This window comes from Marinobacter denitrificans (assembly GCF_008795955.1).
Classification (GTDB): Bacteria; Pseudomonadota; Gammaproteobacteria; order Pseudomonadales; family Oleiphilaceae; genus Marinobacter; species Marinobacter denitrificans.
In genome coordinates, this window is the sequence record NZ_VMHN01000009.1 from 61691 (window position 1) to 75832 (window position 14142).

General features: G+C 57.5%; 9 protein-coding genes. All 9 read left to right on the forward strand.

Annotated elements, in window-relative coordinates:
- Positions 1-2: 2 nt before the first annotated feature.
- The 9 genes from FO268_RS18850 (at position 3) to FO268_RS18890 (ending at position 14135) form a co-directional block, all read left to right on the forward strand.
- The gene (locus FO268_RS18850; protein WP_150994797.1) at positions 3-1349 is read left to right on the forward strand and encodes an HD domain-containing phosphohydrolase; all 1347 of its coding nucleotides are present in this window, start codon (positions 3-5) and stop codon (positions 1347-1349) included.
- Entirely contained in the window at positions 1346-1870 is a 525-nt protein-coding gene (locus FO268_RS18855; protein WP_150994799.1) for a response regulator, read from the forward strand. Before FO268_RS18850 ends, FO268_RS18855 begins: the two co-directional genes overlap by 4 nt.
- 10 nt (positions 1871-1880) lie before the next feature.
- A complete protein-coding gene (locus FO268_RS18860) occupies positions 1881-2555 on the forward strand; it encodes a GTP-binding protein (protein ID WP_150994801.1) in 675 nt (224 codons plus the stop codon).
- Complete coding sequence (locus tag FO268_RS18865; protein ID WP_150994803.1) at positions 2542-3699, forward strand: sensor histidine kinase; 1158 nt, start codon at positions 2542-2544, stop codon at positions 3697-3699. Before FO268_RS18860 ends, FO268_RS18865 begins: the two co-directional genes overlap by 14 nt.
- 9 nt (positions 3700-3708) lie before the next feature.
- Positions 3709-5955, forward strand: a complete 2247-nt coding sequence (locus tag FO268_RS18870; RefSeq protein WP_150994805.1) for an ATPase, T2SS/T4P/T4SS family — start codon at positions 3709-3711, stop codon at positions 5953-5955.
- Positions 5952-9590 carry a PAS domain S-box protein gene (locus FO268_RS18875; RefSeq protein ID WP_150994807.1) on the forward strand — a complete coding sequence of 1213 codons (3639 nt, stop codon included), beginning with the start codon at positions 5952-5954 and terminating at the stop codon, positions 9588-9590. Before FO268_RS18870 ends, FO268_RS18875 begins: the two co-directional genes overlap by 4 nt.
- Entirely contained in the window at positions 9583-10059 is a 477-nt protein-coding gene (locus FO268_RS18880; protein WP_150994809.1) for a response regulator, read from the forward strand. The genes FO268_RS18875 and FO268_RS18880 overlap by 8 nt, the downstream gene beginning before the upstream one ends.
- On the forward strand, positions 10046-12919 hold the full coding sequence (locus tag FO268_RS18885) for an EAL domain-containing protein (RefSeq protein ID WP_150994811.1): 2874 nt from the start codon (positions 10046-10048) through the stop codon (positions 12917-12919). Before FO268_RS18880 ends, FO268_RS18885 begins: the two co-directional genes overlap by 14 nt.
- Positions 12920-13013: 94 nt before the next feature.
- Positions 13014-14135, forward strand: a complete 1122-nt coding sequence (locus tag FO268_RS18890; protein WP_150994813.1) for an HD-GYP domain-containing protein — start codon at positions 13014-13016, stop codon at positions 14133-14135.
- Positions 14136-14142: the final 7 nt, after the last annotated feature.

A 14142-nucleotide genomic window follows, 5' to 3' on the forward strand; every position in this document is an offset into this window, starting at 1 on the left:
CCATGGCAGAGTCTCTTCCCTCCAACGCCAGCCTGTTATTGGTGGATGACGAGGAAAACATCCTCCGTAGTCTGCAGAGAATACTCCGTAAAGAGCCCTACGACATTCGCACGGCCGCATCCGGTGAGGAAGCACTGGCATTGCTCAATGAGCAGAAATTCGACCTGGTCATATCAGATGCCCGCATGCCCGGCATGGATGGCCCTACCCTGCTGGCCGAAATCAAGAAAAAGTGGCCCTGGTGTATCCGCATACTGTTGACCGGTTATGCCGATATCAATTCCACCATCAAGGCCATCAATGATGGCCAGATATACCGCTACATCAGCAAACCCTGGGACGATGAAGAGCTGAAGCTGGTCATCCGCCAGGCGCTCGCGTTCCAGTATTCCGAACGTCGCCGGCTGGCACTGGAGAAGCTGACGCGCAAGCAGAACAAGGAACTACAGTCGCTCAATGCCAGCCTGGAAGACAAGGTGCAGGCCCGCACCGAGGAGCTGAAAGAAACCGCAGACATGCTGGATGCGGCTTACACAGAACTGAAGCTTAGTTATGTCACCACCACCGAAGTTTTCTCCACGCTGATTAACAAGCGGCTGCCCGCCAACCGCCAGCCCAACGCCAAAGTAATCGGCCTGGTGAAGGCCTATGCCGAGTACCACCAACTGGACGAAGACCTCTCCCGGGACCTTTATATGGCGGCCGCCCTCTACAATCTCGGCAAGCTGAGTTGGCCCGACGAGCTGTTCACGGCCCCCTCCGATCTGCTGACCAAAGAACAGCGCCTGGAATACCTGAAGTATCCGGTCAACAGTGAACAACTGTTGATGGCCCTGGAACCTCTGAAAGAAACCGCCCGGATCATCCGTCACCATCAGGAAAAATGGAACGGCTACGGGGTGCCTGAAAGGCTGGAGGGCAATGAAATTCCCCTGGGGTCGCGAATCCTCAGGCTGGCTGTGGATTTCATCGAGCTACAGTACGGCCTGATTCTGGAGCGCCGGGTATCCCGGGACAATGCCCTGAAACTGATCAAACGCTACCGGGACCGGCTTTACGATCCGGAGATTGCCGATCGTTTCCTGGAGGTCTGTATCGAGGTGGCGCCCGATGTGGAGCATGAGGACCCCGACATCATGGTCCTCGACACGTTACGACTGAAGGCCGGCATGGTGCTGGCGCGTAACCTGTATGCCGCTTCCGGCATGCTGTTGCTGAACGAAGGCAAGGAGCTGACCTCCCTGCTCATCGACAAACTGGTGGCGTTCGAGAAAGGCGAACCGGACGGTACCCACTACACGGTGTATGTCCACCGCCCGGACGAGGAAGAAACGGAGAAAGCATCATGATCAAGATTCAGCTGGTGGATGACGAGCCGAACATCCTCAATGCCCTCAAACGTCTGCTGCGGCCTAATGGCTGGGAGATCCATACCTACGATAACGTCGAGTCGGCCCTGGGGGGACTGCTTGAGCACAACTATGCCGTCATCATCTCCGACTACCAGATGCCCACCGCCGATGGCGTGACCTATCTGCAGTTTGCCAAACAGCGCCAGCCCAACGCCGTTCGTCTGGTCTTGAGCGCCTACGGCGATCGCAATTCCATGATCAAGGCCATTAACCAGGCGGAGGTCTATCGCTACCTGTCCAAGCCCTGGGATGACTATGAAGTGGTGGCAGCCATAAAGTCCGCCATTGATATCTACGAGCTCAAGTCCGAAAACCAGCGCCTGGTGGATGAAGTCAATGCACAGCGTCGGATGATAAAAGCCCGGGAGCAGGAATTGCTACGCCTGGAAAAAGATAATCCCGGTATTACCCGCGTTCATCGCGATGCCGACGGCTCCGTGCTGATCGGCGACCAGTGAAGAGGTTCTGATGGCGGATCATAGCCCTGACGACAACAGGTTGGCTTTGAAGGTGGTGTTTTACGGCCCCGCCCTGAGTGGAAAAACCACCAACCTGATGCAGTTGCATTCCCTGCTCAACCCCCAGCGCAAGGGAGAGCTGATGGTGCTGGAAACCCGGGATGACCGCACGCTGTTTTTCGACATGCTGCCCATCGGCCTGAAAGGCGCTTCCGGGCTGGACCTGCGGCTGAAGCTATACACCGTGCCGGGCCAGGTTCAGCACGACAGCACCCGCAAGGCGGTTCTGTCCCGCGCAGACGCCGTGGTTTTCGTGGCGGACTCCCAGACCGCCCAGCAGGACAATAACGCCACGGCGTTCGGAAACCTGGAGGAAAACCTGGAAAAGGTCGGGCTGGATATCGACACCCTGCCCATGGCCGTGCAGTTCAACAAACGCGATCTGCCCGGTGTGGTTGGCGATGCTGAACTACAGAAGCGCTGGGCTGAAACACCCTGGGCGCCACTGCAGATGGCCTCCGCACTTCATGGCAAGGGCGTGCTGGAGACGTTCCGGGTGCTTCTCGATCGGCTGTACACCGAGGTGGACCGGGAGTTCGCCCTGGACACGGATCACGGTATCGATCGCGATACGTTTATCCGCCAACTGAGCGCCGCTAGCGAGGACAGCCGTGCGTACCTTTGAAGACGACCCCACCCTCGAAGACCTGCTCTCCGCGGACCAGCTGCAGCGATTGAACCGGATGCTCAGTGCCCTGTGCCGTGAACCGGTCGAAATTGGCAGCGACAGAAAAGACGGCGCGTTGGCGCTGGAATTCAACCTGGAAACCATAGGCTGGCTCGCCGGCGGCAGTTCGGAACAGGAGCGGCTTGCGGCCGCGGACCTGGTGTCGTTCCTGATGATGTTTATTGCCAAGTACCGGCTTGCGGCCAACCTGCACCACGACACTACCGAGGCCAGTTACGCTGAATTGCAGAAACAGAACGAAGCCCTGAAAGCGTCGGAAGCCCGTTACCGGGCGCTGTCAGACCAGTTGCAGGAACAGGTGGATGAACAGGTAACGGTGATCAAGCAGGCCCAGATGGACCTGTACGAGAGCGCCCGACTGCGCTCTGTGGGGCAACTGGCGGCAGGCGTGGCCCATGAAATCAACAACCCGATCGGTTTCATTTCCAGCAACCTCAAGGTGGCTGGTGAGTACGTCAACGATCTGCGGGAGGTGGTGCCGGATACCAGGCAGAACCGGGAGCTGCTGGACGACTTCACCGACCTGCTCGGAGAGTCCTCTGACGGCGCCCGCCGTATCGCCAGTATTGTGTCAGACCTGAAGACCTTCTCCAGCATTGATCAAGCCGACTATACCCTGTGTGACGTCAACGAGCTGCTTGCCAGTGCCGTGCACCTGCTCCAGACCGAATATGGTCATGACCTGGAAATCCTGAAGAAACCGGGAGAGCTGCCAAAGATCTCTGGCCATCCCTCACGATTGTCGCAAACCTTTTACAACCTTCTCGACAATGCCGCCCAGGCGCTCAGAGAGCAGACACAAGAGTCCGGGGCTGAGGGCAAGGCCGGCCGAATCCTCGCTAAAACCAGTGTCGATAGCGACGGTATCCGGGTAGTGATTCAGGACAATGGCTGCGGCATTCCCGAAAGCATTCGCGAACAGGTCTTCGACGCCTTTTATACCAGCCGGCCGGTAGGGTCGGGCACCGGCCTGGGCCTGACGGTTGCTCGGGATACTGTGCGCGCTCACGGGGGCTCCATTCAGATCGACAGCAGGGAAGGCACTGGCACCCGTGTCACCCTTTTGCTGCCGGTCAGTTAAGGATTGATCATGGCTAAACGCTACGCCTCGCTATTCTTCAACCAGGAGCCGGATGACAAATCGGAACCGGTCATTGAAGAAAAGAAAGCGCCCTACCGGCTGCTGCTGGTGGACGACGAACCCAATATTCTGGCGGCCCTGCGCCGGGTCTTTCAGCGTGAGAATTACGAACTGCTGTTTGCCAATAATGGCCACGAAGCCCTGCGCATCATGGAAAAACAGCCGGTCGAGCTGATCATGACCGACTTCATGATGCCCGGCATCAACGGCAGCGAATTGCTGAAAGAAGTTCGGGAACGCTGGCCCAACACCATCCGTATCATGCTCACCGGCCACGCCAATACCGATGCCGTTATGGGGTCCATCAAGGAAGGCGCTGTTTACCGTTTCATCCTCAAACCCTGGAATGACGACGACATCCGCCTGACCATTGCCCTCGCACTGGAACAGTACGAACTCATCCAGCGCACACGGGCCCTGGAGCAGCAGACCAAAAAGCAACACAAAGACCTGGAAACCATCAGCAAGCTGACGGCCACCAACCGCAGCCAGCTTGCCATACTGCTGCACAAGAAAGGCTGGCTGAATCCCCAGCAGATCCAGCAGCTGCACCGGGAAATGCAGAGCCACAAAACCCCCGTGGTTCGCCAGTTGCTGAAACACGAATGGATCGATTTCCGCAAAGTGTTCGAAATGCTGCGGGATGACATGCTGTTCGAGGAAATCGATCTCCGCGAATTCCAGCCGGACCCGGCCCTGATGTCGCTGGTACCCCAGAAAATCTGCACCCGCCAGTTGGTGCTTCCGCTACGGGTACAGGGCCAGCGCTTGCGTCTGGCCATGGTGGATCCCATGGACGTGAACCTGATCGACGAACTGGGGTTCATGACCGGCTACACCATCCACCCGTTGCTGTGCGAAACCACCCAGATGCAGGCCAAGCTGACGGAGATTTTCGGCGAAACCAGCGACCTCGATGATATCGCCACCAAAGTCGGCACCGATGACCCCTATGAAGGCATCGAAATTGTTCTGGATGAAGACAGTGATAATGAATCCCTGGAGCAGTTGCTGGGCAGCTCCGAAGAGCCACCGGCCATTCGCCTGGTCAATGCGATCATTTTGGAAGCACTGCGCCTGGGCGCCAGCGATATTCATGTTCACCCCCGCACCAAGTCGCTGGTGGTCCGTTACCGGATTGACGGGGTGCTGCAGGACAAGATTCACATCCCCACCAATCTGCTGATGTCGGTGGTCTCTCGTATCAAGGTGATGGCGGAACTGGATATTACCGAACGCCGCAAGCCCCAGGATGGTCGCATTACGGTCAAGACACCGATGAAAATCGTCGACCTGCGGATTTCCACCCTGCCCACCATCAACGGTGAGAAGGTGGTCATGCGGGTACTGGAGCGGCAATCCTCCGCACAGTCCCTGGAAGACATGGGGCTCTCTGAGCACAACCTCAAACGCCTGCTGCACGTGGTGGCCAAACCCCAGGGCATTATCCTGGCAACCGGCCCCACGGGCAGCGGCAAAACCACCACTCTGTATGCCCTGCTGCAACACAATGCTTCACCGGAGCGCAATTACGTCACTATCGAAGACCCGGTGGAGTTTCATGTGGATATGGCCGGTCAGGTACCGGTCAAGGATCGCATTGGCCTGAGTTTCGCCAGTGTGCTCCGAGCCATTTTGCGACAGGACCCGGACGTCATCCTGCTGGGTGAAATCCGTGACGAGGAAACCGCCGATGTCGCCTTCCATGCCGCCATGACTGGCCACCTGGTGTACTCCACCCTGCACACCAGCTCCGCCGCAGCCACCGTAGCGCGCTTGCTGGACCTGGACCTGAAGCCCTATGTGCTGGCCTCAACCCTGGAAGCCATCATTGCCCAGCGGCTCGTCCGGCGAATCTGCCCCCATTGCTGCGAGCAAACCGACGCGCCTACGGAAATCCTGGAACAACTGGGCCCCGAGTTCATGGCGCCCGATCTGATTTTTTACCGGGGTACGGGCTGTGATAAGTGCCACAAGGGTTACAAAGGCCGGGTCGCCATCCACGAAGTGCTCACCATGAATCAGCCACTGCGGATTGCTATTACCGAAGGCGCCAGCGCCATGCAGATTGAATCCATTGCCAGGGAGCAGGGTATGCGTGTGCTTCTGGACGATGCCCTGGAAAAACTCCGTGCGGGCCTGACCACCGCGGAGGAGATCCTGAGGCTGCTGGGGCCCCAGGTGCTGAACGAATGAAAGAAGAGCGCAACCCGGTGGTCGGACGATTCTGCCTTGTGCTGTCCCTGGCCATTGCACTCATAGCCGTCGGACTGGTGATTTTTATCGATCATTTCTCCCTGGGTGGCAGTGCCAATGGTCGGGTTTCGCTGTCCCCCGGTGGCGGGCTGGCCTCAGTATTGATCGGGGCATCATTTTTGGCGCTGGTGTTTCGCCGCATAGCGGCCGCCACTGTCCTGGCCTGCCTGACCATTATGATCGCCCTGCTTCAGGTTGCCCTGCCATGGATTCCCACCGCGGAGCCACTGGCAACGCTGGCTATCAGCAAGCCTCTTCTCGTAGTGGTGTGTCTTACGGAGCTGTCGCTGCTTGCAGCGCTCTACCGCAAATGGGGAAAGCGTGTGGGGCGGATATGCGGCCTCGTCGTTGTGGTCCAGGGCCTGCTGTCACTGTTGTCCTACTGGTACCCGTCACTTCAGAGTTTCAGTCTTGGCACCCTTCCGGAATCAACTATTATTGTCAGTCCTCTGGCAGTACTGGTGGGACTGGTTCTGCCGCTTTTTCACACCATAAACCGCCGGAACCTGCCGGATTTTTCGGCGAAACTGGTGCTGGTCGGTGTAGCCAGCATAGTGCTGACCACCATCATCTGGCACGCCATGCGGGTGCAGAACAGTGATAGCCTGCAGGACAGGGCGGAAATTCTGGCTGAGCAGCTGAAGGCTTCCAGCACGGCAGCTTTCAATGACGACCTGGCACTGATTCGCAGACTTGCAGAGCGACAGGACCTGCTGACAGGTTTCCCCGCACAGAGGGAATGGACACAGGAAGTCCAGAGTTACCTGGATGACTTTCCTGAAGTACAGCTTATCGGCATGCTGGATCCAGCCAGGCAACCCATCGGCATTCATTCCCGTGCGGAGCAGAACCAGCATTGGCTGAACAGTTTTCTGACAACACCGGCCAACCAGAAGTGGCTGGATCACGTGACCAGTACCACTCGACCGCATCTCAGCCCGCCACAGCCGGATGAAGACGGCCGAATGCATGCCATGATCGCGTATCCCGCAAGGGTGGTTGTCGGGCAGCCCTGGGTCGTCTTTGCGGTGATTGATCTGGATACCGCCTACAGCAGCCTGCTTCAGCACTACGATGGCGACCTGAGCCTGAGAGTCTATTACCAGAACATTCTCGTTTTTGATCTTTCTCCGGATACCGCGGCGGGGACACGGATTCCACTGGCTACCCGCATTACCAACCCTCACCACGACAGTCAGTGGCGGATTGAAGTGTACACCCGGCAAGGCGGACTCCCCGCCACCGTACTATATCTCCCTCCAATGGTCCTGTTTACCGGTCTGATACTCAGCTTCCTGATGATGCTCAGCCATCTGTTCTGGCGGGAATCGGAACGTCGCTCCCAGAGCCTGCGGAAACTCAACAGCACCGTTAATGCCCACCTGGCACGCGAGCTGTCACTAAGGCAAGCCAATGAACGCATCATGGAATTTTCCCGGGACATTCTGTGTTCGATCGACTCGAGGGGCCTGTTCAAGTCCATCAACCCCGCGGCTGAGGATATTCTCGGCTATCAGCCGGACGAGCTGATCGGCGAACCCTACAACGTTCTGATTCCGGACATGGACCGGGACGCCACAGCCGAAGAAATGCGTAAACTTATGGCTGGCGAACGCCAGATCAGTGAAGGATTTCGCAACCACTTACGGCACCGGGACGGGCATATCGTTACCTTGTCCTGGACAGCCGAATGGTCGGAGGCCGACCAGGCTCTGTTCTGCGTGGGCCGCGACATGACCGACCAGTTGGTGGCGGAAACACTGATGCGGGAGAGAGACCAGTTCTTTTCCCTGTCACCGGACATGTTCTGCATCGTCGACCTGAACAGCCACTTTTTCGAGCTCAACAACGCCTTTGTGGAGGTTCTTGGCTACGAGCGCGAAGAACTGCTGGGCTCCTCTTACCTGGAGCTGATCCTCACAGATGATCGGCCCAGGGTCGAGGAGGCAGTAGTTGCGCTGATAGCCGGAGACACCATCAGAGATCTTCACGTGCGGATAATGCACAAAAACGGTTCGGAGCACTGGCTTGAACTCAGCGCCACCCTCAGCTCAGACGAGCTTATTTATGTGGCCGCCCGTGATACCACGGAAATCCGCCACACGCAGGAGAAACTGCGGGAAAGTGAAACACTGCTGAAAATTGCCGAAAAAGCAGCCCGCATCGGCGGCTGGGTGGTGGACGTAAGCACCGGCAATACGCGCTGGACCCATGCCATGTTCGACATCTTCGAGATGCCGGTTGGTGAGGTGCCTGCTCTTGAGGAGGGGCTCGGGTTCTATACTCCAGAGGGCCGGGACACCATAACCCACGCCATGAACATGTGTACCCAGACCGGCATCCCCTTTGATGAAGAAGTGCAAATCCGCACCCGTCTGGGCCGACTGCGATGGGTTCGGGCAATCGGCCAGGCGCTCAAGGACGCCGACGGCCAGATCGTCCAGATCCAGGGTGGCCTGCAGGACATTACTGCCTCCCACCAGGCCATGGAGCAGATCCGTCGGTTTGCCGAACGCCAGGCCGTCATCTTTGAGAGCATCACCGATGCCTTTTTTACCCTTGATCGTGAATGGCGGTTCACCTACGTCAACCAGCGTTCCGAGGAGTTGCTCAGGGAAAGCCGGGAGGTGCTGCTTGGCAACACCCTCTGGGACATGTTCCCGGCAGCGCAGGGCAGCGAGTTCGAACGCCATTACCGACGCGCCATGGAGACCGGGGAGTCCGTGTCCTTCGAGGCCCATTACGCCCCCCTGGACAACTGGCTGGAGGTGAGTGCCTACCCCTCCGATGAAGGACTGGCCGTTTACTATCGCAGCATAAACGAGCGCAAACAGGCCCAGCAGAAGTTGCAGGACACCATGGCTGAGCTGGAGCGCAGCAACCGCGAGCTTCAGGATTTTGCTTTTGTTGCTTCCCATGATCTTCAGGAGCCACTGCGCAAGATTCAGGCCTTTTCGGACAGGCTCTTGACGCGATCAGAACGGTTTGACGATCAGGAACAGGATTACCTGCAACGAATGCAATCGGCCGCCAGGCGCATGCAGTCACTGATTCAGGACCTGCTCACCTATTCCAGAGTGACAACTCAGGCCCAACCATTAACCGTCTGCGACACCAACCGAATTCTCGGAGAGGTAATGCAGGATATGGAAACATCCATCTCCCGTGAAAATGCCGTTATTGACATCAGACCACTTCCGCCTGTCACCGGTGATGCCACCCAGCTCCGACAGGTTTTCCAGAACCTGCTCAGCAATGCCGTCAAGTTCCACAAACCTGACCAGCCCCCACACATATTGGTCTACTCTGAAGACAACACTGAAGATCATTGGACGCTGGTTGTCAGCGACAACGGGGTAGGGTTTGACAGGCGCTACGTTGACAAGTTGTTCCAGCCCTTCCAACGGCTGCACAAACAGGCTTTCCCGGGCTCCGGCATTGGCCTGGCCATCGTAAAAAAGATACTGGATCGCCACCACGCGACGGTATCCGTTGAAAGCGAAGTCGATCATGGAACGACTTTCCGCATCCGTTTTCCAGCCAGCAATCAGATGAAAGGAAGCAACAATGACTGATCCGAAAACGACGCCCATCATACTGATTGCCGAGGATGACCCTGACGACAGGTTACTGATGACGGAGGCATTCGCTGAGCGTTGCCGTGACTGTCGGATCTGCTTCGCCCACGATGGCGTTCAGCTGATGCGCTTCCTCAACGGCGAGGGCCCGCTAGCAGAGGATACCGGCGCCTCCTTTGTATGCCCGGACCTGATACTGCTGGACCTCAACATGCCGCTGAAAGATGGCCGGGAGGCGCTTCAGGAAATCAAGTCCGACCCCAGGTTGCGAACCATTCCGACGATTATCCTGACAACCTCGGGCAATGCCGATGATGTTCGCTACTGCTACCAGACCGGTGCCAACTCCTACATTGTCAAACCATCAAGCTATTCAGGACTGCTGGATGTTGTCTCCTCGCTGACAACTTACTGGGCAACAACCGCAACCCTGCCACGAAGACCGGAGCGTTATGACCGAGACTGAACCCTTGCTGCGCATCCTGCTGATCGAAGACGATGAAGACGATTACCTGATCACCCGCGACCTGCTGCAGGACAGCAGCCCGGTGAATACCCGGCTGGACTGGGTGGACTCCACCAGTGACGGCATAGCTGCACTGGAGACGGGCGATTACGCCATAGCGCTGGTGGACCTCCGCCTGGGCCCGGATTCCGGGATTGATCTGATCCGGGAAGCCCGAGAGCGGAGCATCACCACACCGTTCATCCTGCTGACAGGACAGGGCGATGAAGAGCTGGACGCCCGCGCCGTCGAGCTGGGGGCAGCGGATTATCTGGTCAAGGGAAGCCTGGACGGCTATACCCTGATCCGCAGTATTCGCTACGCCATCGACCGGGCCATGGCCACGGAGAGCCTTGCCACCAGTGAGAGCCACTACCGGCTGTTGTTCGAGAGCAACCCCGCCCCCATGTGCCTGGTAGCGCCGGATTCTCTGGCCCTGGTTTCCATGAACCAGGCCGCCAGGGCTCTCTATGGATATGGCACCGACGAGATAGGCAGCCTGACCCTGCACACAATTCGCGCTGCCGATCACGCACCGCTCAGACTATCGTCCGAGGGCATTCTGTTACGGGAAGGCGGAGTGCTGGAAAGACACCAGCGCCGCGACGGTCGGGAAATGATCGTGGAAATGGTCAGCACCAGCATGACCATCAACCACCGCCCTCTGCAGGTACTGATGATCACGGATGTGACGTCTCAGCTGGAAAACAGCCGTCAGCTGAGGCTGTTCAAGCGCAGCATCGAATCCAGTTCCAACGGCATTCTCATTACTGATGCCCGGCAGGGCGATTTGCCCATCATCTACACCAACAAGGCGTTTGAGAAGATTACCGGTTACAGCTCTGAGGAAGCCCTTGGCAGGAACTGTCGTTTTCTGCAGGGCAACGATTTTGACCTGAGTAACGAGCAGGGGCTCTCGGACATAAGGCGCGGCCTGAAAAAGGGCACTGACATTTCAGTGGTATTGAGGAACTACCGCAAGGATGGCACCCCCTTCTGGAATGACCTGTACATCTCCCCGATGCGCGACGAACAGGGTGAGATCACCCACTATATCGGTGTCCAGAACGATATATCGGAGCGCAAATCTGCCGAGTACCAACTGGCTTTCAATATCAGCCACGATGTTCTCACCGGACTGCCAAACCGCACCCTGCTGGAAGACCGGTTGGGCCAGGCCTGCCAGTTATCACGTCGCTATGGCCGCACCATCGCCCTTTTATTTATCGATCTGGATGGCTTCAAACTGATCAATGACTCGCTTGGGCATCGTCTGGGCGACCAGTTGCTGATCGAAGTGGGCAGACGCCTGAAGGCGCTGGTCCGCTCCGGCGACACGGTTGCCAGGATCAGCGGCGATGAGTTCATCATATTATTGCCGGACCTGGCCCAGGCTGAGGACGCCGTGATTGTCGTGGAGACGGCCATCCATGAAATCGCCTGCCCCTATCACCTCGATGGCGAAACCATTCACCTGACCGCCAGCGTGGGTATTTCAACCACTGACGGCAGTATCGAAAAACCCATGGCCCTGCTGCAACAGGCCGACCTGGCCATGTACCGCGCCAAGCAGCAGGGGCGCAATACGTATCAATGGTATTCGCAGGAATTCAATGAGGAAGCCAGCTACCGTGTTGCCCTGCGCAATGAATTGCAGGATGCCATCGACCAGGAGCAACTGTCCGTCTATTACCAGCCACTGATTGACGCCCGCACCGGCCACACCCGCAACGTCGAGGCGCTGGTTCGATGGCAACACCCGACTCGTGGCCTCATCTCACCTGGTGATTTTATCCCTCTGGCGGAAGAAACCGGGCAGATCATCGCGCTGGGAGAGTGGGTTCTGCGCAAGGCCTGTCGCGACATGGTGCATCTGCATTCCCGGGGTTTCCGACACTGTTCGATATCGGTCAACGTATCGCCGATTCAGCTGCGCAAAGAAGGCTTTACCCAAACCATCACCAACGCGCTGAAGGCTTCAGGCCTTCCTCCGGAAAGTCTGGAGCTGGAGGTGGTGGAATCCGCCATACTCCTGGACACCGATCTTGTGATCAATACCCTCCATGCCATTCGCGAGCTCGGAGTACACATCGCAATTGATGATTTCGGTACCGGTTTTTCCAGCCTCAGCTACATCAAGCTGCTGCCGGCCAATAAGATCAAGATTGACCGATCCTTTATCAAGGATGTCATCGAAAACCGCAGCGATGCTGCCATCACCCAGGGTGTCATCTCCATGGCCCACCACCTGGGCCTGGAAGTGGTGGCCGAAGGGGTGGAAACCGAAGCGCACGCAAGCTACCTGCGGAAAAACCATTGCGATCTTCTGCAGGGTTTTGCTTTTGCAAGGCCCATGCCGTTTGATGATCTGCTGGCATTTCTCAATGACCAGGCCAGGGGGGACACATCGACATCCGGTACCGGTGAGGTCAGTGAACAGGAGCGGACGCTACTCCTGCTGGATGACGAGGAAAATATATTGCGGGCGCTGACCCGCTTACTCCGTCGCGACGGCTATCGCATACTGGCCACCACCAGCGTAAAAGAGGCGTTCAGCTTGCTGGCGGCAAACCAGGTGCAGGTGATTGTCTCCGACCAGCGCATGCCGGAGATGTCCGGTACCGACTTTCTCAGCGAGGTTAAAGCCATTCATCCCGAAACCGTCCGAATTGTACTGTCAGGTTATACCGACCTGAAGTCGGTCACCGACGCCATCAATGAGGGCGCCATCTACAAGTTCCTGACCAAACCCTGGGACGACAAACAAATACGTGAACATATCCAGCAGGCGTTTCTCTATTACCGGGCCACAACGGGATGAGCACGCGAAAGAGTTGACCAGCTCTTTCTGGAGTTGAACATGGATTCAGAGGTAGACTTAAGCACCACTATTATAAGCATCAGGAAGCGACAGAGTGCCGAATCTTGTCCGTATCGCACCCGGCGCATTGACCATTGGAAAGCCTTTACCCTGGACGGTGTTCGACGCCGATGGCAATGTGCTCTTGCGCCAAGGTTACGTCATTCAGAATGACATCCAGCTCGAGCAGCTGTTTGAACGTGGTCTTTTCCAGCCCCGTAAAATTGAGCGCCCGCAGGATGAGATTCTGGAAGATACCCGGGTCCTCAACCCCTTTGCGGAATACCCGCTGTTGCTGCAAACACTGGAATCCACTCTTAACGCCATCACCAGACGGGAAGAAAGCGCCCTCAAACGAGTGCTCGGCCTGTCACGAATGATCGACCAGATGTGCCAGGAGTCGCCGGAAGCCAGCCTGGCGCTTGTGCACCTGTATTCCATCGAGCCCACCATTCACGAGCAGATCCTGTTCTACGCCGTGCTTTGCCAGTTCACCGCACGCCGCTTCGGCCTTGATGACAAGCGGATCGCCGTGCTGATCAGCGCAGCGCTGACCGCAAATCTGGCGCTGGTACCGGTGGCCGATAAACTGAATGCATCCAACCGGCTGTTGAGTGATGACCAGCGGGCAGTTATTCGCAAGCACCCCGAACGCAGCATCCAGGCACTGAAAGACGCCGGGATAACAAGCCCCATACTGCTGAAAATCATCGCCCAGCATCATGAACAGGCAGACGGTTCGGGGTATCCGCAAGGGCTTAGCGGCACTGATATCCGGGGTGAGGCAGAAATTCTCGCATTGGCGGAACGTTATGTCGCGATGATTACCCGCCGGGCCTATCGCGAACGAATGAATGTTGTGGAGGCCCGTAAACTGACCAGCTCACTGGCCAACGGCAAGTTTCGCCCCGCCATCCCCCGCGCCCTGCTGGCTGTGCTTACCGAATACCCACCAGGCACCCTGGTAAGGCTGGCCAACAACGAGATAGCAGTGATTGTACGCCGTCCCCACCGGCACCGGGGGCCATTCGCCAAAGCGATCATCGGGCCACGGGGCAATCGTTACAGTGGCTCGTTCGAGCGGGACTGCAGCCTGCTGGAATTCAACGTCAGGGGTATAGAGCAGCCGGAAGTGATGCCCTCCATGGACTTCGGGCTGCTCTGGGGATTTCGCTGACCTCGCC

What these genes read in the sequence shown, in the direction of transcription:
- FO268_RS18850 (WP_150994797.1), top strand. Translation starts at nt 3, where the DNA reads ATGGCAGAGTCTCTTCCCTCCAACGCCAGCCTGTTATTGGTGGATGAC.
- FO268_RS18880 (WP_150994809.1), top strand. Translation starts at nt 9,583, where the DNA reads ATGACTGATCCGAAAACGACGCCCATCATACTGATTGCCGAGGATGAC.
- FO268_RS18855 (WP_150994799.1), top strand. Translation starts at nt 1,346, where the DNA reads ATGATCAAGATTCAGCTGGTGGATGACGAGCCGAACATCCTCAATGCC.
- FO268_RS18885 (WP_150994811.1), top strand. Translation starts at nt 10,046, where the DNA reads ATGACCGAGACTGAACCCTTGCTGCGCATCCTGCTGATCGAAGACGAT.
- FO268_RS18870 (WP_150994805.1), top strand. Translation starts at nt 3,709, where the DNA reads ATGGCTAAACGCTACGCCTCGCTATTCTTCAACCAGGAGCCGGATGAC.
- FO268_RS18860 (WP_150994801.1), top strand. Translation starts at nt 1,881, where the DNA reads ATGGCGGATCATAGCCCTGACGACAACAGGTTGGCTTTGAAGGTGGTG.
- FO268_RS18875 (WP_150994807.1), top strand. Translation starts at nt 5,952, where the DNA reads ATGAAAGAAGAGCGCAACCCGGTGGTCGGACGATTCTGCCTTGTGCTG.